The sequence below is a fragment of the Sediminibacterium sp. FW305-C-49 genome (assembly GCF_058231085.1).
The window spans coordinates 290,663-312,662 of sequence record NZ_JBIQXS010000001.1; the positions used below are offsets into that span (position 1 = coordinate 290,663).

At 41.7% G+C, this 22,000-nt stretch carries 21 protein-coding genes; 6 read left to right on the forward strand and 15 right to left on the reverse strand.

Annotated elements, in window-relative coordinates:
• Positions 1-27: 27 nt before the first annotated feature.
• From ACH3Z1_RS01245 to ACH3Z1_RS01260, 4 genes are all read right to left on the reverse strand, one after another.
• The gene (locus ACH3Z1_RS01245) at positions 28-1,029 is read right to left on the reverse strand and encodes a glycosyltransferase family 9 protein (RefSeq protein WP_490820017.1); all 1,002 of its coding nucleotides are present in this window, start codon (positions 1,027-1,029) and stop codon (positions 28-30) included.
• Between the two features lie 228 nt (positions 1,030-1,257).
• The gene (locus tag ACH3Z1_RS01250) at positions 1,258-2,490 is read right to left on the reverse strand and encodes an MFS transporter (protein WP_490820018.1); all 1,233 of its coding nucleotides are present in this window, start codon (positions 2,488-2,490) and stop codon (positions 1,258-1,260) included.
• 54 nt (positions 2,491-2,544) lie between these two features.
• Entirely contained in the window at positions 2,545-3,231 is a 687-nt protein-coding gene (locus ACH3Z1_RS01255) for a DedA family protein (RefSeq protein ID WP_490820019.1), read from the reverse strand.
• Between the two features lie 13 nt (positions 3,232-3,244).
• A complete protein-coding gene (locus tag ACH3Z1_RS01260) occupies positions 3,245-4,504 on the reverse strand; it encodes a dicarboxylate/amino acid:cation symporter (protein WP_490820020.1) in 1,260 nt (419 codons plus the stop codon).
• A gap of 152 nt (positions 4,505-4,656) precedes the next feature.
• Here ACH3Z1_RS01260 and ACH3Z1_RS01265 point away from each other — a divergent pair, with 152 nt between their 5' ends.
• The 3 genes from ACH3Z1_RS01265 (at position 4,657) to ACH3Z1_RS01275 (ending at position 7,550) form a co-directional block, all read left to right on the forward strand.
• Positions 4,657-6,087 (forward strand): amino acid permease, encoded by a 1,431-nt coding sequence (locus ACH3Z1_RS01265; protein ID WP_490820021.1) that lies wholly within the window; start codon positions 4,657-4,659, stop codon positions 6,085-6,087.
• 163 nt (positions 6,088-6,250) lie between these two features.
• Entirely contained in the window at positions 6,251-6,973 is a 723-nt protein-coding gene (locus ACH3Z1_RS01270) for a YebC/PmpR family DNA-binding transcriptional regulator (RefSeq protein WP_490820022.1), read from the forward strand.
• Between the two features lie 157 nt (positions 6,974-7,130).
• Entirely contained in the window at positions 7,131-7,550 is a 420-nt protein-coding gene (locus ACH3Z1_RS01275) for a thiol-disulfide oxidoreductase DCC family protein (RefSeq protein WP_490820023.1), read from the forward strand.
• A gap of 166 nt (positions 7,551-7,716) precedes the next feature.
• Here ACH3Z1_RS01275 and ACH3Z1_RS01280 read toward each other — a convergent pair whose 3' ends face one another.
• Positions 7,717-10,107, reverse strand: coding sequence for an alpha-ketoacid dehydrogenase subunit alpha/beta (locus ACH3Z1_RS01280; protein WP_490820024.1), 2,391 nt, complete (start codon positions 10,105-10,107; stop codon positions 7,717-7,719).
• A 217-nt stretch (positions 10,108-10,324) separates the two neighbouring features.
• Between ACH3Z1_RS01280 and ACH3Z1_RS01285 the strand changes: the two genes are divergently transcribed.
• Together ACH3Z1_RS01285 and ACH3Z1_RS01290 are read left to right on the forward strand one after the other, a co-directional pair.
• Positions 10,325-10,717: a DUF1573 domain-containing protein gene (locus tag ACH3Z1_RS01285; protein ID WP_490820025.1), complete on the forward strand. Its 393-nt coding sequence runs from the start codon at positions 10,325-10,327 to the stop codon at positions 10,715-10,717.
• A gap of 96 nt (positions 10,718-10,813) precedes the next feature.
• Positions 10,814-12,007 (forward strand): pyridoxal phosphate-dependent aminotransferase, encoded by a 1,194-nt coding sequence (locus ACH3Z1_RS01290; protein ID WP_490820026.1) that lies wholly within the window; start codon positions 10,814-10,816, stop codon positions 12,005-12,007.
• A gap of 274 nt (positions 12,008-12,281) precedes the next feature.
• Here ACH3Z1_RS01290 and ACH3Z1_RS01295 read toward each other — a convergent pair whose 3' ends face one another.
• The 7 genes from ACH3Z1_RS01295 to ACH3Z1_RS01325 are packed head-to-tail and all read right to left on the reverse strand — an operon-like array spanning position 12,282 to position 16,218.
• The gene (locus ACH3Z1_RS01295; RefSeq protein ID WP_490820027.1) at positions 12,282-12,899 is read right to left on the reverse strand and encodes a toxin-antitoxin system YwqK family antitoxin; all 618 of its coding nucleotides are present in this window, start codon (positions 12,897-12,899) and stop codon (positions 12,282-12,284) included.
• Positions 12,896-13,534, reverse strand: coding sequence for an SCO family protein (locus ACH3Z1_RS01300; protein ID WP_490820028.1), 639 nt, complete (start codon positions 13,532-13,534; stop codon positions 12,896-12,898). Before ACH3Z1_RS01300 ends, ACH3Z1_RS01295 begins: the two co-directional genes overlap by 4 nt.
• Before the next feature lie 3 nt (positions 13,535-13,537).
• Positions 13,538-13,933: a hypothetical protein gene (locus ACH3Z1_RS01305; RefSeq protein ID WP_490820029.1), complete on the reverse strand. Its 396-nt coding sequence runs from the start codon at positions 13,931-13,933 to the stop codon at positions 13,538-13,540.
• 11 nt (positions 13,934-13,944) lie between these two features.
• Positions 13,945-14,694, reverse strand: coding sequence for a YHYH protein (locus tag ACH3Z1_RS01310; protein ID WP_490820030.1), 750 nt, complete (start codon positions 14,692-14,694; stop codon positions 13,945-13,947).
• Between the two features lie 54 nt (positions 14,695-14,748).
• Entirely contained in the window at positions 14,749-15,300 is a 552-nt protein-coding gene (locus ACH3Z1_RS01315) for a Spy/CpxP family protein refolding chaperone (RefSeq protein WP_490820031.1), read from the reverse strand.
• Positions 15,301-15,311: 11 nt separating this feature from the next.
• A complete protein-coding gene (locus ACH3Z1_RS01320; RefSeq protein ID WP_490820032.1) occupies positions 15,312-15,632 on the reverse strand; it encodes a hypothetical protein in 321 nt (106 codons plus the stop codon).
• Positions 15,633-15,657: 25 nt separating this feature from the next.
• The gene (locus ACH3Z1_RS01325; RefSeq protein ID WP_490820033.1) at positions 15,658-16,218 is read right to left on the reverse strand and encodes an RNA polymerase sigma factor; all 561 of its coding nucleotides are present in this window, start codon (positions 16,216-16,218) and stop codon (positions 15,658-15,660) included.
• Positions 16,219-16,397: 179 nt separating this feature from the next.
• Here ACH3Z1_RS01325 and ACH3Z1_RS01330 point away from each other — a divergent pair, with 179 nt between their 5' ends.
• The gene (locus ACH3Z1_RS01330; protein ID WP_490820034.1) at positions 16,398-17,792 is read left to right on the forward strand and encodes a hypothetical protein; all 1,395 of its coding nucleotides are present in this window, start codon (positions 16,398-16,400) and stop codon (positions 17,790-17,792) included.
• A gap of 108 nt (positions 17,793-17,900) precedes the next feature.
• Here the strand turns inward: ACH3Z1_RS01330 and ACH3Z1_RS01335 are convergent, their stop codons facing one another.
• The 3 genes from ACH3Z1_RS01335 to ACH3Z1_RS01345 form a co-directional block, all read right to left on the reverse strand.
• Positions 17,901-18,368, reverse strand: coding sequence for a response regulator (locus ACH3Z1_RS01335; RefSeq protein WP_490820035.1), 468 nt, complete (start codon positions 18,366-18,368; stop codon positions 17,901-17,903).
• Between the two features lie 274 nt (positions 18,369-18,642).
• Entirely contained in the window at positions 18,643-20,259 is a 1,617-nt protein-coding gene (locus tag ACH3Z1_RS01340; RefSeq protein ID WP_490820036.1) for a M20/M25/M40 family metallo-hydrolase, read from the reverse strand.
• Between the two features lie 100 nt (positions 20,260-20,359).
• Positions 20,360-21,595 (reverse strand): glycoside hydrolase family 5 protein, encoded by a 1,236-nt coding sequence (locus tag ACH3Z1_RS01345; protein WP_490820037.1) that lies wholly within the window; start codon positions 21,593-21,595, stop codon positions 20,360-20,362.
• Between the last annotated feature and the right edge of the window lie 405 nt (positions 21,596-22,000).

Consider the following 22,000-nt stretch of genomic DNA (forward strand, 5'->3'; position numbering starts at 1 on the left):
CAAAAAGACATGCTACTATTTAGTGATTTATAAATATGTATTTGCTGTCTTCACAATCAAGTCAATATCCTGATCCTGCATACATTTAAAATGCGCTCTCGGACAAGTCTTTGTTCCATAATTAGAACAGGGTTGACAAGCCAATCCTTTAACTATAAAATTGTGATAAGCCGGTTGGGCGTGTTTCTCTAGCTGTTCAGTTCCATAATAAGGTTCCACATCCAATGCAGGAGATGTACCACCCCAGATGGCGAGTACAGGTTTATTCAACGCACAGGCTATGTATTGCATACCTGTATCGTGTGAGATAACGAGTTTAGACTGGCGTATGATATCGGCTGATTCATGTAAACTGAATTTACCACATGCATTGTAAATTTTAACCGGATCAGTCTCTGTAATTTTATCTCCTTCTGCTTTATCTTCCTTCCCTCCCACCAGTACAATCGGATGCTGAATTTTATGACAGAGTTCTCTGAGTTTGTACACCGGCAACTTTTTGGTGTAATAGGATGCGCCAATTACAATGGCCACAAAACCTGCACTGTGTGAGAGTGGTAAATCTTCTGCCCGCACCCGTACATCGGCAGGAATAAAATAATCCATTCCCTTGCCATCGTTTTTCACACCCAATGGAGCAAGCGCATCAATACATCGCTCCACAATATGTCTGCCCGTCATTTTATTGATATGTAAACGGGTGAGTAATACTTTTTCGATTACCTCCTTGTTATAAGAAAGTACCGGCACTTTCAATGCCTGCTTTATGCGCCAGGTCCTTAAATTTTTATGCAGGTCGATGATGTGATCAAATTTTTCTTCTTTCAATGTTTTGATCAGTTGATCAAGATTTCCATTGAAGTAATGGTAGCGGTCGATATATGGATTCCCTTCTGTGACCGCTTTCATAGATTGTTTGGTGAGAAAATGAACTTCTGCGTTCTCTACCTGTTGCTTGAGGCAACGGATGGCTGGTGTGGTCAACACAATATCGCCAATGGATGAAAACCGAATCACGAGAAATTTCATGAATGCAATATTAGTCGGAAAGTCCGGAAGACCGAAAGTCGGGAAGATGTTTTTTCAAAAACAAAACCTCCGTGTAACTCTGTGCCGTACTCCTATACCTTTGTGGTTAACCACGGAGTTGTACAGAGTACGGCACAGAGTTACACGGAGGTTTTATCATATTCTTTCAGACTTCTGGTCTTCCCGACTTTCGGACTCCCGGTCTTTCGGTCTTTCTGACTTACCGACTTACTCCTCCACGTAATTCAAATCTTTATGGAAGGTTTCTTCGGTGAAGTAGTACGCTACGAGTGTGATGCTCATCACCACGATACCTGTTACAATACCACTATTAATGAGGTTCCAGCCCCATGATTTCTGGAAGAGATCGAGAAAGAGCATATTAATCAATGGTAATGCCCCACGCACCATATTAGGAATGGTAGTAGCAGCCGTTCCTCTTAAATTGGTACCAAACTGCTCAGCTCCCATCGTTACAAAAATGGCCCAGAAACCGGTACTAAAGCCCAACAATGTACAGATAGCATACATAGAGCTGTCTGAGTTATTATAACCGCTGAAGAATAAAATCAGTCCAACTATGGTGAGCATATAATAAAGCAACAAAGCTTTTTTCCTGCTTTTAAAATACTGGCTCACCAGTCCAACCAACATATCGCCAATGGCAATGGCTGCATAGGCAAACATGATGGAACGACCGGAATCGATCGTAGTGCTGCCAAACATGGTTTTCCCAAAACGATCGCTCTGGTTCACCAGAATACCGATTACATACCAGGTAGGAAGCCCTATTAAAATAGCAAATACATATTTCTTTAAACGCTTACCGTTATTAAACAGCATGAAGAAATTACCTCTTGCTACTTTCTGCTCCTTCGCCTGATTAAACATACCCGATTCTGCAACACTTACACGCAATAGCAATAAACCGATACCGAGTGCACCACCTATTTTATAACAGAGTCTCCAATCATCTGTAAACTGGTAGGTAAAATAAGCTGCAACAGCACCACTCAATCCAATCCCTGCAACCAGTGAAGTTCCTAAACCTCTTTTATTTTTGGGCAATAGCTCACTCACCAATGTTATACCTGCACCAAGTTCACCGGCCAATCCAAGTCCACCTACAAAACGACAGGCAGCATACTGGTCTACTGTCTGTACAAACCCAGTAGCAAAATTGGCGATGGAATATAAAATGATGGAACCAAACAATACACTCAGCCTTCCTTTCTTATCTGCCAGCACACCCCATAAAATACCTCCCAATAATAAACCTGTCATCTGCCAGTTGATGACACGGGTACTGTCTACCAGCATGGTTGCATCGGTAGATCCAACACCCAGCATACTTGGTTTCTTAACAATGGTAAAAAGCAGGAGATCATAGATATCAACAAAATAACCCAATGCTGCAACAATCACAGGCAGAGAAAAGATGCCGTATTTTTTTTCGGTCATGACAAGCAGGTTTGGTGTTTGAGTCCGGAAGCCCGGAAGTCCGGCGTATGTTGTTTATGCTTCTTTTTTGTCTTTCTTTTTTCCAGAGAACAGTTTAATCAATACAGGTGCAGTTGTTACCAATACGATTCCGATTACAATGACTTCCAGGTGATCTTTTAAATCGAAACCAAATTCATTGAGTATCCATTTCTGGAGAAAATGTCCGGCAAACAACATGCTGAATACCCAGGCCACACAACCTACGATATTGAAGAACACAAATTTCTTTTTATCCATCGATACTATTCCTGCAACGATGGGCGCAAATGTTCTTACAATCGGAATAAAACGGGCGATGATGATGGCTCCTCCTCCATGTTTTTCATAAAACTCATGTGCCTGCTCCAGGTATTTGCGTTTGAATAAAATATTTTCTTTCCAGTTGTACATGGCAGGACCCACCTTTCTTCCAAACCAGTAGCCAACGGTGTTCCCTGCAATACCTGCGGTGGAGATGAGTAACATAAGCATCAACAGATCGAGGTATTCATTTCCGGTAGGAATAAATTCATTGGCCAGATTGGAGCTGTAGATTCCCGCTACAAAAAGCAAGCTGTCGCCGGGTAAAAAGAAACCTACAAACAAACCGGTTTCTGCAAATACCACAAAAAGTATGAGCCATAAACCACCATGTTCAATATAAAACTGTGGTTGTAATAACTGGCTCCAGTGAAAATCGGATAATAATATCTGTAACATGAATTAGATGGTCTTAAGCGTTCATTGAAATATCGGTTGGCTCATCCAATGCGCCCTCCCACTTACTTACTACACTGGTGGCAAGTGCATTACCTACCACATTGGTGGCGGTTCTGAACATATCACAGAAATGATCGATCGGCAGTATCAATGCAATGCCTTCGGGTGGAATATTGAACATGGCACAGGTAGCAGTTACTACTACAAGTGATGCCCGTGGTACACCGGCTATCCCTTTACTGGTTAACATGAGTACAATCAACATGGTTAACTGCGTACCCAGATCGAGTTGAATACCATATGCCTGTGCAATAGCAATACTGGCGAATGTCATATACATCATACTTCCATCGAGGTTAAAGGAATACCCGAGTGGTAATATGAATGATACAATTTTATCCTTACAACCAAAACGTTCCAGCTCTTCTGTGAGTTTTGGAAACACAGCTTCGCTACTGGTAGTGCTAAAGGCTATAATCAATGGTGGAAATATGCGACGTAACAGATCGGGTAATCGTTTACCCAGAATAATAAAACCTACTGTTAAGAGTATGGCCCATAATGCAGCAATGCCAATCAGGAAATACAGGAGGTATTTACCATAGAAAACAAATACATCCAATCCTTTGGTAGCAATAACCGCGGCTATGGCTCCGAATACACCGATAGGTGCAAAGTTCATAACATAACCTACCATTTTGAGGATTACATGTGCTACGGCATCTAATCCTTTCACCACAATCTTAGCCTTTTCACCCAATGCAGCAGTAGCCACACCAAAAAAGATACTGAATACTACGAGCTGTAATATTTCATTGGTGGCCATGGCTTCAATGACACTTTTGGGGAACACGTGTTCCACAAATTTCTGTATGCTGAATTCCTGTGTTTTTCCTACCAGATCCTGCGCACCGGTAATATCTGCATTGCTCAGGTCGATGCCCTTACCTGGCTGAAACAGGTTTACCAGTAACATACCCAGTAACAAACTCACCAGTGAAGCAGAAACAAACCATAACAATGCTTTACCTCCTACCCGGCCTACCGTTTTCAGATCACCAAGTTTAGCAATACCTACTACCAGGGTAGAGAATACCAGCGGTGCAATAATCATTTGCACCAGTCGGAGAAATATAGTGGTAAAGAGTTTGAGATTTTTGGAGAATGACTGAATGGTATCAGGTGCGGCATTCTCATGTACAAAATAGCCAAGAATAACACCGGCTACCATAGCAATTACAATATATAAGGTAAGCCTGTTCGATTTTTTCATTGGGGCCTTATTAGTGCCGCAATATAGTATTTATGTTTAAATGGCCTGCCCCGGGAGCCAAATCACCGATTCTTAAAAGTTTTGGGGGCTGAAAGCAATAAATACCTATTTTGCCAAATCTTTTCTAATCAGAAACTTAACCAAACTGTACTATGAGTTTATTTGTAAAGAAACCTTTAGGCCAATTACTCGCACAGGCCGATGAGGGCGATAAAGGATTAAAACGTACCCTTGGCGCCGGTAACCTGATTGCCCTAGGTATTGGTGCTATTATCGGAGCAGGATTGTTTGTAAGAACAGCCGCTGCTGCCGGACAGGCTGCCGGTCCTGCCGTAACCATTTCATTTATCGTTGCAGCGATTGGTTGTGCCTTCGCAGGTTTATGTTATGCAGAATTTGCTGCCATGATCCCTATTGCAGGTAGTGCCTATGCTTACAGTTATGTAACCATGGGTGAACTGGTAGCCTGGATCATCGGTTGGGCCCTGATCATGGAATATGCGCTGGGTGCCGCTACTGTTTCTATTGCATGGAGCGAATACCTCAATAAACTATTGGATGGAGGTATACCCTATGAATGGTCGCATAGCCCCTTTGAGAGTTTTACCGACTCCGCTGGGGTACTTCATAAGGGTATCATAAATGCACCTGCATTGGTGATTCTTTTATTGCTCACTTTATTACTGATCAAGGGTACACAGGAATCTGCGATGGTAAATGCTGTCATTGTATTTATTAAAGTAGCGATTGTTATCCTCTTTATTGTACTCGGCTGGCAATATATACGCCCCGAAAACCATACACCTTACATGATTCCTGAAGGCACTGCTGCCGTTACTGATAGTGCCGGTAAAGTAATTGCCGATTATTCGGGTGCCTTTAAACATGGATGGGGTGGTGTTCTTGGTGGTGCTGCTATTGTATTCTTTGCCTTTATTGGTTTTGATGCTGTTAGTACCGCCGCACAGGAAGCCAAAAATCCTAAACGCGATATGCCAATCGGTATCCTGGGTTCGCTGGTGGTTTGTACCATTTTGTACATCCTCTTCGGACACGTACTAACAGGTGTAGCCAACTGGCAGGAATTCGTTGACCCCGAGAAAGGCCGTGAAGCATCTGTTGCTTATGCCATCTCTACTTATATGACCAAATACGCATGGTTATCTACCGCTGTAACAGTGGCCATCCTCGCCGGCTTCTCTTCTGTAATCCTGGTGATGTTAATGGGTCAGAGCCGTATTTTCTATACCATGAGTAATGATGGATTGATTCCAAAAGCATTTGGTGTATTGCATCCAAAATTCAAAACACCGTATAAAGCCAACTGGATCCTTTTCATTTTTGTAGGTTTATTTGCAGCTTTTGTTCCCGGACACGTAGCCGGTGACCTCACCAGCTTTGGTACCCTGTTTGCTTTTGTACTTGTAAGTATTGGTGTATGGATACTGCGTATTAAATCGCCGGATATCGAGCGACCATTTAAAACCCCATTGGTACCCATCGTACCGATATTGGGTGCCGTGGTTTGTCTGGGTATGATTGTGGCACTGGATGCACAAACCCTGAAAGTGGCTTTCGCATGAATGGCACTTGGTCTGGTAGTGTACTTCCTGTACAGTAAAAACAACAGTAAACTCCGTAAACAATCATAGAACGAAGTCATACTATTCAAAAACCCGCTCAAGCAGCGGGTTTTTTTATGGTCAATAGGCTTATTTTTGCAGCCCGTTCATTTAAACATTTATTATGGGAAGGATTTTTGAAGTACGTAAAGCCACCATGTTTGCCCGCTGGGACAGGATGGCCAAACAGTTTACCCGTGTGGGAAAAGAGATCGTGATTGCTGTAAAAGCCGGAGGCCCCGATCCCGCAACCAACCCGGCATTGCGTCGTTGCTTCCAGAATGCCAGAAGTGTGGGTATGCCCAAAGATCGTGTGGAAGCCGCCATTAAACGTGCACAGGGTAAAGACACTTCCAACTACGAAGAAATTTTATATGAAGGTTATGCACCCCATGGTGTGGCCTTGCTTGTAGAAACAGCTACCGATAACCATGTGAGAACCGTTGCCAACGTTAAAAGCCATTTTAACAAAGGAAATGGTGCATTGGGTAATAGCGGCAGTGTAAGTTTCCAGTTTAAAAAAATGGGTGTATTTAAACTCAAACCCGAAGGACTGAGTATTGATGACCTTGAATTGGAACTGATTGATTTTGGTTTGGAAGAACTGGGTGAAAGTAATGATGACAATGGAAACCCGATCATCGTTTTACGATGTGCTTTTGTTGATTTTGGCAACCTGCAGAAAGCACTCGAAGACAAGGGACTGACTCCGCTCAGCGCAGAACTCGAATGGATTCCTACCACCACCGTTCCCGTAACCGACGAACAGGCCGAAGATGTAAGTAAACTCATCGAAAAGCTGGAGCAGGATGAAGATGTGAATAAAGTGTTTCATAATATGGGATAGGAGGAGGTAGCTGCTAGCTGACAGCCACTAGCTTCTAGCTTTAAAAACGGTTTGTTACTGCTTATAAGTAACAAACCGTTTTTATTTTACAGTACACCCTATATTCCAACTAGAAGCTAGTGGCTGTCAGCTAGCAGCTTTTTTTGTAATTTCGCCTATGCAAACACTGCAACACATTCAGCACCCTGTTATTCTCTTCGATGGGGTATGTAATCTTTGTAACAGCAGTGTGCAGAAAGTTATTAAACACGATCCGGGAAGAAAATTTCGTTTTGCTTCTTTACAGGGAAAATTAGGGCAGGAAGTCTTACAACATTTTCATTTACCTGCTGATCAATTCAATAGCTTTAGTTTGTTGCAGGATGGACGACTCTATTCCAAATCAACTGCAGCTATAAAAGTAATGCGACAAATGAATGGGGGATGGAAATGGTTATCCTATCTGCTCTGGATCATTCCTTTTTTTATCCGCGATTTTTTTTACGATTTTATCGCCCGCAACCGATACAAATGGTTTGGTAAACAGGAAACTTGCTGGCTGCCGACGCAGGAGCTGAAGGCATTATTTTATGATTGATGTGAACACTGGTTTGCAGCTTCTAGCTATTAGCCTCTAGCTACCAGCTTTAAAAAATCATGTTTCGTTTATAAAGTACAACGGCGCAGATTATATCATTACTAATCTAGCAGCTAGAGGCTCGCAGCTAGTAGCTTAAAACTTGCGGCTTGTAGCTTGCACTTCTTTACTCCGCCATCACTCCTCTAACCGCATCCATTACATCTTCTGCATTGGGTTTGGAGAAATAGTCACCATCGCTGCCATAACCAGGGCGATGCGCTTTGGCAGTAAGCGTACGTGGGCTTGCATCCATCCATCTGTAACCGCCCTGTTCTTCCATTACTTTGTTGAACATATAAGCAGCAGCAGCACCAGGCACATCTTCGTCAACAAAAATGATGCGATTGGTTTTTTTGAGCGATGAGAGAATTACATGATCCAGATCAAATGGCAACAGGGTTTGCACATCTACTATTTCGCAACTAACTCCCTCTTTGTCGAGACGCTCTGCTGCATCCTGTATAATACGGAGCGTAGAGCCATAAGAAACTATGGTCACATCTTCACCTTCCCTGATGATTTCAGGAACACCCAATGGAACGGTATATTCCAGTAAATTGTCAGGCATTTTTTCCTTGAGTCGGTATCCGTTCAAACATTCAATAACAATAGCAGGATCATTGGCCTGTAACAAAGTATTGTACATTCCTACAGCCTGCACCATATTTCTGGGTACGCATACATGCATACCCCTGAGTGCATTGATCACCACACCCATTGGTGAGCCACTATGCCATATTCCTTCCAGGCGGTGACCACGTGTACGGATGATGACAGGACAGCTCTGCTGTCCACCTGTTCTGAAATGTGTGGTACATACATCATCGCTTAATGGTTGTAATCCATATAATAAATAATCCAGGTACTGAATTTCAGCAATGGGTCTGAGCCCACGTAAAGCCATTCCAATGGCTTGTCCAACAATGGTTAGTTCACGAATACCTGTATCAAGGATTCTGTCTTTACCATGTTTTTCCTGCAAACCAGCAAAGCCCTGGTTCACATCACCAATATATCCTACGTCTTCACCAAATGCATACACTTTTGCATTTGCGTTGAATAAGGCATCGAAATATTTATTCAGAATTTCATAGCCGTTAACGCTTGTTGCATCAAATGGTATCAGGGGTTTTACTTCCGCTACTTTCAGCGCACTTTTAGCACCTTCATTATAGAGATGGCTATTGTACAATTGTTTGCTTTCATCCAATAATTCCTGACGCAAGGCATTCAGGTCTGCTGCCGATGGAGAAGATGGTGCTACTTCAACGGCCAGTGCAATGCTGCGTAACACATCTCGGCGAAGCGGTTCTTTGTTATTGGCCAGTTCATTGGCCATGTGTTGAAGCTGGTTATACTTATCAATATCATTCACCATCGACTGGCGAATGAGTTCACTGGCTCTTGCAGCTTGTGTTTTGATGGGTGCGATATATTTTTCCCAGGCCATATTACGGCCTTCTTTCACGGTTTCTTTTGCTTCTGCTTCAACAGTGGCTAATTCTTCTACTGATGCGAGCCCATTTTCAAGCATCCACTCTTTCATCTTTTTAATACAATCCCATTCTTTCTCCCACTCCAATCTTTCCGGTGTTTTATAACGCTCATGACTACCGCTTGTTGAATGACCTTGTGGTTGTGTTACTTCTTCTACATGAAACAATGCAGGTTCATGTGTTTCTCTTACTTTCTGTAATGCTTCTTCAAATACCTCACACATGCCTGCATAATCCCAGGCTTTTACTTTATAAATATGAATACCATTGGTATCTGCCTGTTTCTGAAATCCTTTAAGTGCTGCAGAGATAGATCCTTTCGTGGTCTGGAAATTTTTGGGCACAGAAATTCCATAACCATCGTCCCATACAAAAACAGCCAATGGCACCTGCAATACACCTGCCGCATTAATGGTTTCCCAGAAATGCCCTTCACTTGTACTTGCATCGCCGATGGTAGTGAAACAGATTTCATTTCCATTATGACTTAAATGCTCCAACTGGTCCTGGTGTTTGCTGGCCCTGAAACAACGTGAAGCAAAAGCAAGTCCTAATCCGCGTGGCATCTGACCTGCTGTAGGTGCTATATCAGAAGAAATATTTTTGCGGTTGGCCAGATCGAGCCAGTTACCGTGTTCATCTACAAAACGGGTGGAGAAATGCGCATTCATCTGTCGACCAGAACTGAATGGATCATTTTTTGGATCGGGATCAGCATATAACTGTGCGAAATATTGTTCAACGCTTGCCAGTCCGGAAGCAAACATGAAAGTCTGGTCGCGATAGTATCCACTCCTGAAATCACCGGCCTGAAAAAATTTGGCCATGGCTATCTGGGCCACTTCCTTACCATCTCCAAAAATGCCAAATTTGGCTTTACCGGTTAACACTTCCCGACGGCCCAGTAAACTTACCTCCCTGCTGATAACTGCGATACGGTAATCTTCAATCACCGCATTCCTGAATCCGTCGAACGACAACATGTCGTTTTTATAACCCAAAGTAGAAGTTGATTCCATGCGACAAAAATAACATTACCAATGGAATGGACTAACGGAAATTAGTTTTCCGGAAAAATTGTGAATTCCGGGCTAAATCCGGCATGAATTTGGCCACTTATCCCATAAATCCGGTTTCATGCTGTAAATACAAGTCTCTAATAAAATTTTAAGGCATTGGTAAAAGCCTTAATTTAGTTTCGTTGTAACTTTGAATAGCAAAATAAATAAACATCATATGAAGAAGTTTTTATTCCTGGCCATATTAGGGCTGATTTCTACGGTTAGTGTTATGGCTCAGCAAGACATCAAATTTGCGGAGGGGTCTTTCAAATTTGGTAAAATTGAACAGAATAAACCCGTTACGCATATTTTCACTTACACCAATAATGGTGCTAAGCCTTTAGTGGTTGAATTTGCCAGTGCCGAGTGTGGTTGCACTACTCCTGAATACAGCAAAGAAGCCATTCTGAAAGGAAAATCAAGTACCATTAAAGTTACTTACAATGCTGCAGCCATGGGCGCTTTCAGCAAACGTGTAACAGTTAAGTTTGCAGGTATCAATGATCCTGTTATCTTAACCATTGAAGGTGAAGTGGTGGCTGCCAAACCAAAAGCGGCTTCAAAATAGTTTCCATACCCTGATTGATAGTTGATATTTATGTTAAGCGACCCCTGTTTGGGGTCGTTTTATTTTGGAGTGTTTTGTCCCCCCTATCTTTGCGGCATGTTAGCCATTAGTCATCGCGGACAGGCCATGCCTGCCTCCCCTATCAGAAAACTGGTACCCTATGCAGAAGCTGCAAAAAAGAAAGGTACCAAAGTGTATCACCTGAATATTGGTCAGCCCGATATCGAAACACCAAAAATGGTATTGGATGCTGTCCGGAACAGCAATTTCAAAGTACTGGAATACAGTCATAGTGCAGGTAATGAGAGCTACAGAAAAAAACTCGTTGGCTATTACCAGTCAGTGGGAATTGACGTAAACCATCAGCAGATCATCATTACTACGGGTGGCAGCGAAGCCATTCTTTTTGGTTTTATGGCCTGTCTTGATGCCGGTGACGAAGTAATTATACCCGAACCTTTCTATGCCAACTATAATGGTTTTGCTGTTGCAGCAGGTGTTAACGTGGTACCTGTTACTTCACATATTGAAAACGGATTTGCCCTGCCACCCATTGAAGAATTCGAGAAAAAAATTACAGCCCGTACAAAAGCCATTGTTATCTGCAACCCCAATAACCCCACTGGTTATTTATACAGTGCAGATGAAATGGAGCAATTAAAAGATATTATCATCCGCCATAATCTCTACCTTTTTTCAGATGAAGCTTACCGTGAATTTTGTTACGACGGTCACCAGGTAAGTGCCCTGCATTTAAAAGGGGTTGATGACCATGTAATCATCATGGACACCATCAGCAAAAGATACAGCGCCTGTGGTGGCCGTATTGGTGCGTTTATTACACGCAACCAGTCGGTACTGGACGCCGCCATGAAATTTGCACAGGCCAGATTGAGTCCACCCAGTTTTGCACAAATTGCCGGTGAAGCTGCCATTGACCTTCCCGCAGATTATTTTGATACCACCAAAGCTGAATATCGTTCGCGCAGGGATTTGCTTGTGAAGAGACTGAATGCAATGGAAGGTGTTTTTTGCCCCAATCCGGGTGGTGCTTTTTATGCCATTGCCAAATTACCGATTGATGATGCCGATGTATTCTGTCAGTGGCTACTGGAAAGTTTTGATCACAATCAGCAAACCGTTATGCTGGCTCCTGCCACCGGTTTCTATGGAACACCTGGCCTGGGAAAACAAGAAGTTCGCCTTGCATATGTATTAAATTTAAAAGACATAAATTCGGCCATGGATTGTCTGGAAGCGGCATTAAAAGTATATCCGGGTAGACAATAGACTGATTTTCATATAAATAAAGGGCAATTTCTGTTGAAATTGCCCTTTATTATTTTAATATTATTAAATAATTAAATATTTATTATTTTTACGAAAAAATCAATTTTTTTATACCAACTGTCTAAAAATATATTAATTATAAAAAAATAAACTTTGAAATAAAAATTCCCCTATTTTTGTTTTAGCAAGTGAGAGACAGCATTAATGTGGTGAATGAACAAACACGATCTACCTTTTTTCTTATATGGCAAGCAATCGAAGACGTCCCCTGTTTCTACAGGGGACTTTTATTTGGTGCCATTTCAATGTATTCTCCTTTCTCGTTTCGGAGGGTATAACAGGGTTTGGCATTCATAAGGCCATACCTCCTTGAACCCCTCATTTCAAAACTCATATAAACTTTACCATTTTCACGCCAGGCTTTTCCCCTGATCTCCTTCCCGTCTTTATACTCAATATGTTTGGCGATCGTTCCATTTACCGACCATTCTCGGAAATCGCCATTATACTGCCCCTTCGAAAAATGATATTCAAATCGTTGTTGCCCATTTTCCCACCAACCACTGTGTATCCCTTCTTTCTCTCCTTCGGCAAAATATCGCTCAGACTCTTTCTGACCATTAGAAAACCATGTGATCAATACCCCTTCCTCCTTCCCTTCATAATAACTTTGCATCCGTTGCATGCTGCCATTTTCGTGAAATGTATGTATATGTCCACTGAATAGCGTGTCGGCATAATAATAAAAACCATTACCCAATTTTAATTTTGGATCATCTGATTTAATGGAAACAGTTGGTATCAGGGGAGCCGCACGTTTTTGTATTACAATGGGCTGATCACTTACACAAGCAATCATCAGAAACGTACATATGACTGTATACCATTTCATCCTTCTTCCTGCAAACGTTTAATATCAATGATTAAATTCCTGATCTCCGCTTCAGACGTGCCTTTGTACACACCTCTTATCCTCCTTTGTTTATCAATCAGCAATACATTCTCTGTATGTAAAAAATCATTCTCCGACTGAACAGTTCCGAGGTCCTCATCAGCGAAATAAGATTGTCGCGCAATCCTGTACAACTCACTACGTTTTCCTGTTAGCAAATGCCATTGCTGCTGATTGATCTTGTATTGCAATGCATACTGTTGCAATCTGGCAATACTATCTGTTTCGGGGGTAACAGAATGAGACAATATCAATACCTCAGCATTTTCCTTATACGCTTCCTGTACAAGTGAAATATTGTTGGTAAGCCTTTTACATATACCCGGACAACTGGTAAAGAAAAAGCTGGCGACATAAATTTTCCCTTCAACGGTTTGTGCTGTTACATTTTGTCCCGACTGGTTAACAAATGAAAAAGCTGGTATCTGATGTACAGGCTTTTCCAATTCTTTCTCAGTAAACCAATGAGGTGTGAAATCTGCTGTCACATAATAGGGTAATCTTTCTTTGTGATCGTCGTTACCCGTGCAGGCCAGTAATAACACAACCAATATCAGTAAGCTATACCTGTTCATACTTTATTGTTTAGGAGGTTTAGCTGAACCGGGAGGTCCTTGTGGTCGCAGTGTTTTTTCAATCTCCACATATTTCTTGTATTGTGCATCCGTTAAAACCGCTTTGATGGCCGCATCGCGTTTTTGGGCAAGGGGTTCAATCTTTGCCTTATCGGGTGGTGGCGGAGGCGGCGGCGCCTGCGGACGCAACTTATCTGCTTCAGTAAAAAATTGTTTAAACGCATCATTTACAACTGCCTGCTGTTTTGCCGATAGCTGCAACGATGCTTTCATTTTTTCATTAACACGTTTTAAACGCTCTTCTGCAGATGGCGGTTTGGGTGGACCACCAGCGGGTTGTGCATGAAGCATAGGGCAGTTAGCTATCAGTCCAAGGGTTAACACAACTAGTTTTTTCATGATGGTAGATTTTATTGAGTGACAGTACCAGGTGTTCCATAAAAACCATTGCCGTTGATATATGGAGCGTCTGCTGTAATGTGATAATGATAAATACCGTTGGGATAATCGGCGGTTACTGCAAAGTGACCATGATAGGCGTCTAACTGACTACTGGTTAAAATCGATCCGTTCTCCATAGGGCCATATACCGGATAGCCATCGAGCAAGAAACCAATCAATGCGTTACGTCCTTTTTGCGTGGTGATAAACAGTGGCTCTACATGGTAATGGTATTGTCCTGTTTGTTGTGGATGACCGTTGTACTGATCAAAACTATTGATCTCATTGGTAAGTGGCGCATTACCAGCCGCATACTGGTTAAACAATGGAACTCCGTTAATTGAAATACCCATTGGCCCTAATGATGTAGCCACAGCAGAAGATGCTTTTGCAGGATTCAGTGGTATTTTAAATACATAACTCTGCGACTGAATACTGTTGGGGTTTTTTGAATAGTTAGGATTGGTACCATTATATGCTTCATACTGTGCATGCGTTGTGGCGAAATAAGGGCTTTTATGATCAGGTAATCCTGTACTTTTCAACACAATATAATTCCCCTCCACAGATATGGTTACCGATGAATTGAATTTCTTAAATACATCCGGCACCGTTGTGGTAGTTCCAGTACCAGTACCTGCAGTATCTTTTTTACAGGAAAGCACCAGTGTTGCTCCTGCAATCAGCAGGCAGGTTGTTTTCAGCATTAAATGTTTCATACTTTGTTTTTTTATTAGATGCCTGTCTGCAAAAAAACCTTCGGTTATGCAACATTATTTTTCGGGTGCTGGTTCTTCATGTGGTGGCGGACCATCAGGATGAGGACCTGCTCCTCTTCCGTTACGGGGTGGTGGCGGACCTTGTGGTCCTGACAGCATACGTAATACTTCATGTATAATCTTGTCAAATTTTTCTTTCTGACTGATCGTACAAATGGAGCGGATCTTTTTAAAATGATCAAAAGTTATTTTCGACAGTTCTGCATCATACCTTGCCGAAACAGTTGCAGCTTCATTTACTTCTGTCTCTGAAATACCTTCTTTTTCGAGTAAACTAAAAAAAGTTTCTTTGGCTTCTCTATTTTTTCTTCTGACTTCCCGTGTTGCCGAACGATGTTCCTCTCTGAACAGTTTTATTTGTTCCTGCTGCAAACTATCAAGTTGCAATTCTTTCACAAGGAAAGTCATGGCTCCTCCCTGAGGTGGTCTGCCCTCCTGTTGATACCCTTTTTTTGTCCACCAAAAAGCGGTCAGTGTGGCCACATTGAGCAAGATCAATAACACAAACGCTACTGTCAGCCACTTATTTTTTGTAATAAAGTTCATGAAGATTGATTTTAGTTGTTGATATCAACCGTATTGTACAAATTATACTCACTGGCGAAACCGGAAATATTTTCTTCTGTTTGCTGCGCAGTTGCCTTGTCATCAAAAAAAATATTTCCCAGTGTGAAGAGATTGAGTACTACCAGGCAACTTAATAAAGTCAATACGGGTAAAGGTTTTAATGCCCGTTGCCATACAGGCATTTGCTGGAGTTGCATTTCTTTTTCGAGCCTTGCCATTAATCTTGTCTGAAAAAAATCGGGGGCTTTTGCCCTTTCTATTTTATCAAGGCTGTTTAAAAAATCATTGGTATGTTGATGATCGGTATGCATATAACTAAGGATGTGGTGTAATGAATTAATGTCTTGTTGATTCCAGTTTTTTTCGAAGGTTCTCCCTGGCCCTGTGCATCAATGACTCTACAGCTTTTATGCTTATCTGTAATATGTCAGCTACTTCATCATAACTAAGACCCTCTGTTTTCAACAAAAGAAAACAGACGCGCTGGTTTTCCGGCAGCGATTGTATCGCTTTAAAAACAAGAGCTGCTTTTTCTTTCTGTTCCAGTTGTATGCCCGGGTGGTGAAAATGTACCGGTTCATTTACAGGTTCAGCCATTCCGATCCATAATGCCACTGCATGAATACCTTTTCTTAGTTTCTTTTTTCTTTGCCAGTCGAGTGCTTTGGTAATAGCAATCCGATACATCCAGGTACTCAGTTTTGCTTCACCCCTGAACGTTTGGATGGATCTGTATACCTGTATAAAAACTTCCTGCGCTACATCCTCTGCTTCCTGCATATCCTGTACAATACCCAGCACGGTATTATAAACCATATCCTGACAGCTCTCCACCAATTGGCGGAAAGCCTGCTCGTTACCGGCTTTCAGTTGTGGAATAAGGTCTTCTTGCTTCAAACAGGATTCAGTTAGGTAGTTAGACGGCCCAACCTACAAAATCCTTCGCCTGTGTAATAATTTTTTTCATTCCCGGCAGGCCTTGTTAACTTGCTCCTGAATCCATTTTACCAACTGTTTAACAGCCTGTAAATCAGCTTAAAGCAACAGGCAGATTGGAAAAGGTATCTGTTAGCACTATGAATAAAGCCCTGATTACCTGTCTGGCACTCTTTCTTAGTCTTTGCCAACTGCAAGCGCAAAGCTACCAGTCGACTTATGGTTCTGCTTATGCTGGCAGCACTGGTATTCGTAACAACCCTGCAGCTTCCATTAATTCGGCCTATAAATGGGATCTGACCATTTTTACAGCACAAGCCCGGGTTAGTACCAACTCTCTTTTTATGCGCAACGATTCGGCTTTTTTAAATGGTGGTTCACTGAGCAGACATTTGCATAATAACGCTGATATCAGCCTGCTGAATTTTTTATATAAACCCAATAACAAACATGCTTTTGCTTTTAACCTGAGGGCAAGAACTTATAACCATGCGCGTACTGCACCCATATTCGCCAGTGATTCTATTTACAGTATCCATGATTTTATCGTGCAAAACAGAACTACGGCTTTTTTAGAAGGTTTTGTTACCCATTCGGGTTGGTTACAGGGTGATTTTAATTATGCACGCGTGTTAAGTGAAAACCATAACAGCAAACTGACCGGAGGTATCACATTGCAGGTGATGAAAAATATTTCAGCTGCCTACGGCCGTGTGAGCAAGATGAGCTACCTCGAATCAAAGACTTCTACAGATACGGTTTATACTTTTGTAACAGGTGGTGGAGCATTTGGTTATTCATCAAATTATGATGAAACATCATCCGGAACTTCTTCTTCAGCAAAAGAATTTTTAAAGAATACTGTTTCTAATTTTGGACTTAGCCTGGGTGTTGAATATTTATTATATGCAGAATCAAACAATACCTATCAACAGAACAATGCCTTGAACTACCAATGGAAAATTGGCGTGTCTTTGATGGACCTAGGTGCCAGTCGCTATAAATCCAGTGAATTCAGCTCACAGTTCAGGAATATTGATCCGGGTATTACAGATATTACCATGGATCAAAAATTTATGAACATACAAAGTGGCCGTGATCTGCGTGATTCACTGGCTACTGTTTTCACCAGCGCCGACAGTGTATCCAAGACATTCAAAATAGGAAGTCCTACAAGGCTGGTGATTAATGTAGATCGTTCATTTGGCAATAATTTATATATAAATGCTGATCTCAATATTAACCTGCACGGAACATCGGGTTATAAAAAACTTCTTACAAGGGAAATTAATTTACTAACTGTTACCCCCAGATGGGAAACCATTAACTGGGGTTTTTATTTACCCATTCAATACAATAGCCAGGGACAGTTTCATATTGGTGCTGCTCTTAAAGCTGGTCCGCTGGTACTGGGTATCCACAATCTTCAATGGGCAAAACAAATTAAAAATCTTAGCGGAGGAGGTTACCTGATGTTAAGTATCCATCCTTTCAACAAGAAGAAAGTGATCAGTAAATTGGATTGTCCGGAATGATAATAGTGAGTGGCGAGTAGTCAGTAGTGAGTTGTCTGTGGAAATATATTTCTTCTTAATACTCACTACTGACTACTCACCGCTCACTATCCTTCACTACTCACTACCTTACGCAATCATCTGTCCCGGTACGCTAGCTAACTGACCAATTGGGGGGAATCGAAAATCTATCTGGGTAAATTTCTCCTTCAGTTTTGTGAGTATTTCAAAACTCAGTGGGTTACGAATGAGTTCTATCACCGCTGAAAACCGTTTTAATTTTTGTATATCATCGGGATCAATAGATGAGGAGAGAATAACAAAGCGAACAGAAGGGAAAATATAGGCATATTTCTCAGCAAATATTTCCATGAACTCCCATCCGTCCATTACCGGCATATGCAGATCGAGAAATACGAGTTCAGGAACATCTGACGGACCTTTACTGTTGAGCAAAAAACTATCGAACACCTGCAATGCTTTCAACCCATTACCGGCTGTAACAACTTCAGCGGCAAAGCCTGTTTTTGCAATCATTTTACTTGATACAAACAGAGATATTTCATCGTCATTTACCACCATTATTTTCCTGAACATATACTTTGTTTTAGGTTATCAATCCCTCTTCAATGCGGGTAAACAATGAAGCTATTAGGGGGGATATTGGATATTAAACCTTGCATCAACCAAATAGCGTGGCTGATTTCTTGGTCAAAGTACGTTTGAGTTAAAGCCTTACGCAATAACAGTTCCTTTTTAAAAAAGGTAGAAACACGGATACAGGAAGTAGGGTAAATACTACATATAAAATCGGCTGTCAATACAAAAGCCCCGGCATTACTGCCGGGGCTTTGCTATACAATTAGTAGTATTAATTCAGTCCACCTTTACGGGTAGCTTTTGTTGGATTAGGCCATTCACCGGGTTTACCGGTTCTTGGATTGATAGGCAGTATACTTTTTTCACGTGAAGTTTTTGAACTGTCTTCGCTGGCCATGTATGCCAGAATAGCGGTCAGGATGGCGTTATTGCGCACATCATCAAAAACGATCTTATCATAAGTATCGCGATTGGTATGCCAGGTATAGTTACCATAAGACCATCCCAGTGAACTCAGTGAAAAAGCGGGTGCTCCTGCTGCCAGGAAAGAAGCAAAATCTGATCCGCCACCACCCGGTGATCCGGGGAAATTGGTCGTGATGTGCTGACGGATATCGCCAGGTACTTTTGATAACCAGCGGTTGATGTATTCATAAGAATGCAGGAAACCCTGACCAGAAATATTACTTACACGACCCGTACCATTGTCCTGGTTAAACAATGCCTGCATATTATTTACAATTTCAGGATGATCTTCTACAAACGCGCGTGAGCCATTCAATCCCTGCTCTTCGCTTCCCCAATGACCCACAAGGATGGTTCTTTTTGGATTAGGCAGTATTTTTTTCAGGATGCGCATTGCTTCCATCATCGTTAAAGTACCGGTTCCATTATCGGTTGCACCTGTACCACCATCCCATGAATCGAAGTGTGCAGACAGGATTACATATTCATCTGGTTTTTCCGATCCTTTGATTTCAGCTATTGTATTAAAAGTGGGTTGTACACCTGTTTCTTTAGAATCGGCGCGAACACTGATCTGTGGTTTGCTACCCGATTCTGTTAAACGGAATAATAAACCATAATCTTCCAGTGCCAGATCGATGGTGGGTGTTTTCTTTGTGTTGGCGCTGAAAATTTTATTCACACCAAAACCATTCGACCAATAACATTGTACCAGACCTACTGCACCTGCATTCTCCAGCGCAACAGCTAATGTGCGTGCATTGTAACCGGTTTTAGAAATTCTTTTTGTCCAGGCCTGTGTCTGATCTGCTCTTTGCTTTTTCATTTTTTCGATCGACTCCTTGGTACCAAACTCATCCCAGTTATAATCAGGACGACCGGTAGGCTGAGGCATAGACACCAGTACAAACTTTCCTTTTACGGAAGGCAGCCATTGCTGAAAAGCAATTGAATCTGCTAGGTCTGGAATAATCACTGTTTCACCTGTTACTGTTTTACCCCCCGTACTTGGGCTCCAGGCCAGTTGTGTACCCTCGAGCGATTTGGTCCAGGGTGCTACCATATCAATATGCGTAATACCGCGATCCCATCCACGCCATTCTCCCCATTTTTCATTGCGGGCAGTTATACCCCATCCAGTGTACTTGGCAACAGCCCAGTCATTGGCCTGTTTCATTTTAGGGCTGCCTACCAAACGTGGGCCAATACCATCCATTAATTCATGGGCCAGTTTTTCCAACTGCGAATTCTCCGTTCCTTCCTTCACAATAGCATCAACAGTTGCATCTTTGATGGATTGAGGCGGACCTCCGCCGGGGCGCTGGGCAATTGCCACAGATGTGGTAAATATTGCCGCCGTAACAAAAAGCGATGCCATATACCTGATACGGCTGTTTCGCGAAAAGTTGGTTTTGGTTATCATGGCCGTAAGATAGCCAAACAGCCGGTAAAGCAAAAGGGAAGCCTCATTTTTTAGGATGAGCGGGTGGAGTAAATGGTCAAAGTCAACATTCAAAACATTGCTAGTTTTGACTTTTGGCTGCTCCTTCCTTCAGTCCAATTCCTGAGATATAAGCCTTATTAAAAAGATAGTTCCGATTGGCTAGGTTGGTCAGAAATGTTTCCAGTGCCTGGTGAATACTACTAATGTCTTTGGGTCGGGCTTTTCTTATGTCCTCATGCGAAGACCTTGGCGCTTTGGTATAGACTACAAGGCTATCCCATGTTACAGGTTTGGAAAAGCTGACAAGACAACTGGTACTTTCCATTTTTTTGTAGGGCCAGTAATGCCATCCTATATTGTTTTTTTCTAATAATTTTCGAAAAGCCAGTATCCATCTGTCATCATTTTCACCTGTTTCGCCTACATATATCGGAACATTAAACTGGTTACGAAAATCAACATATTCCTGTATTACTTCCTGTGTAGTATCGGTCCAGTATTTATGAAAACTATATACCAGTTTAGCATCGAACGGTTTTGAAAACATATTGAATTTAGAAGCCCACTGTGCCCCTTCCAAAAAGATAAGATGATTTTTATCTACCTGTCTGATGGCATTTACTATACGCTTGTACAATGGCTCAAGCAAAGGGTTAAGTTTCTCCTGGTCGAAAAAATGTGCAATAGGTTCGTTGAGCAAATCATATCCCAGAATAATGGTTTCATTTCGATACCTGTTAGCAATCCTTTTCCAGATATCAATTGTTTTCTGCTGACAGCCGCTGTCGCTATAAAGAAACGGATATCCATAACTGTTGTCAATATTATCCCCTGTCTGCCCACCCGGTGCTCCATGCATATCAAGCAATAAATACAACTGGTATTTTTTACACCAGTTCACCACTTTGTCCATATAGTGAAAACCACGTGTACTATCATTGGCTCCCAAATAAGATTCGTTGGTAAAGAGTCGGTAATCAAAAGGGAGCCGCACAGAATTGGAACCCATCTCTTTTAACAGACGGATATCTGTTTCGGTGATATAATCATCAAGGTATCTTTTCCAGAAACGGGAATTAGCCGATGGCCCTATTAACTCGAGCAAAACCTGTTCAATCATCCAGGGTGCGTTTACCTTTTCAAACTTGAACATATACCCTTCCGGCAATAACCAATTGCCCAGGTTGGTACCTTTTATAAGCATAGGGCGACCATCGGGCGTGATAATTTCTTTTCCTTTTACATTGATAAAGCCATTTTGTGATAAGCCGGAAAATGAAAAACACACAAATACAATTATCAGTAGTTTTCGCATGGCAGTAAACTTAGATCATACAATTTACCATAAAAATAATTAAGTGATAATCAGCTAAATATGCTCTGCTAAAAAATTGTTTCATTCCATATCTGTCTTTCACAAACCGCCTATCACCAAAAAATTGACCATTGTAATAATTAATATGTTTTACTAAAATATTAATTGTATTTTTGACACTTTAAATTTGTGACAGAGAGCAATCTGTCTGATAAAAATGTCCATTTAAAATGGACCCCTATTCCGGAGGACCTTATATGGCAGTATATTGGTTCTTATTAAGCACCAGGAAGCCCCCAATTCGGGGGCTTCTTTATTAAGTACAATGATCTGCTGAATTATTCTTCAGTGCACCCCTATCATATCTGTGAAGCTTACAACTAATATATGTTATGTTATAACAAA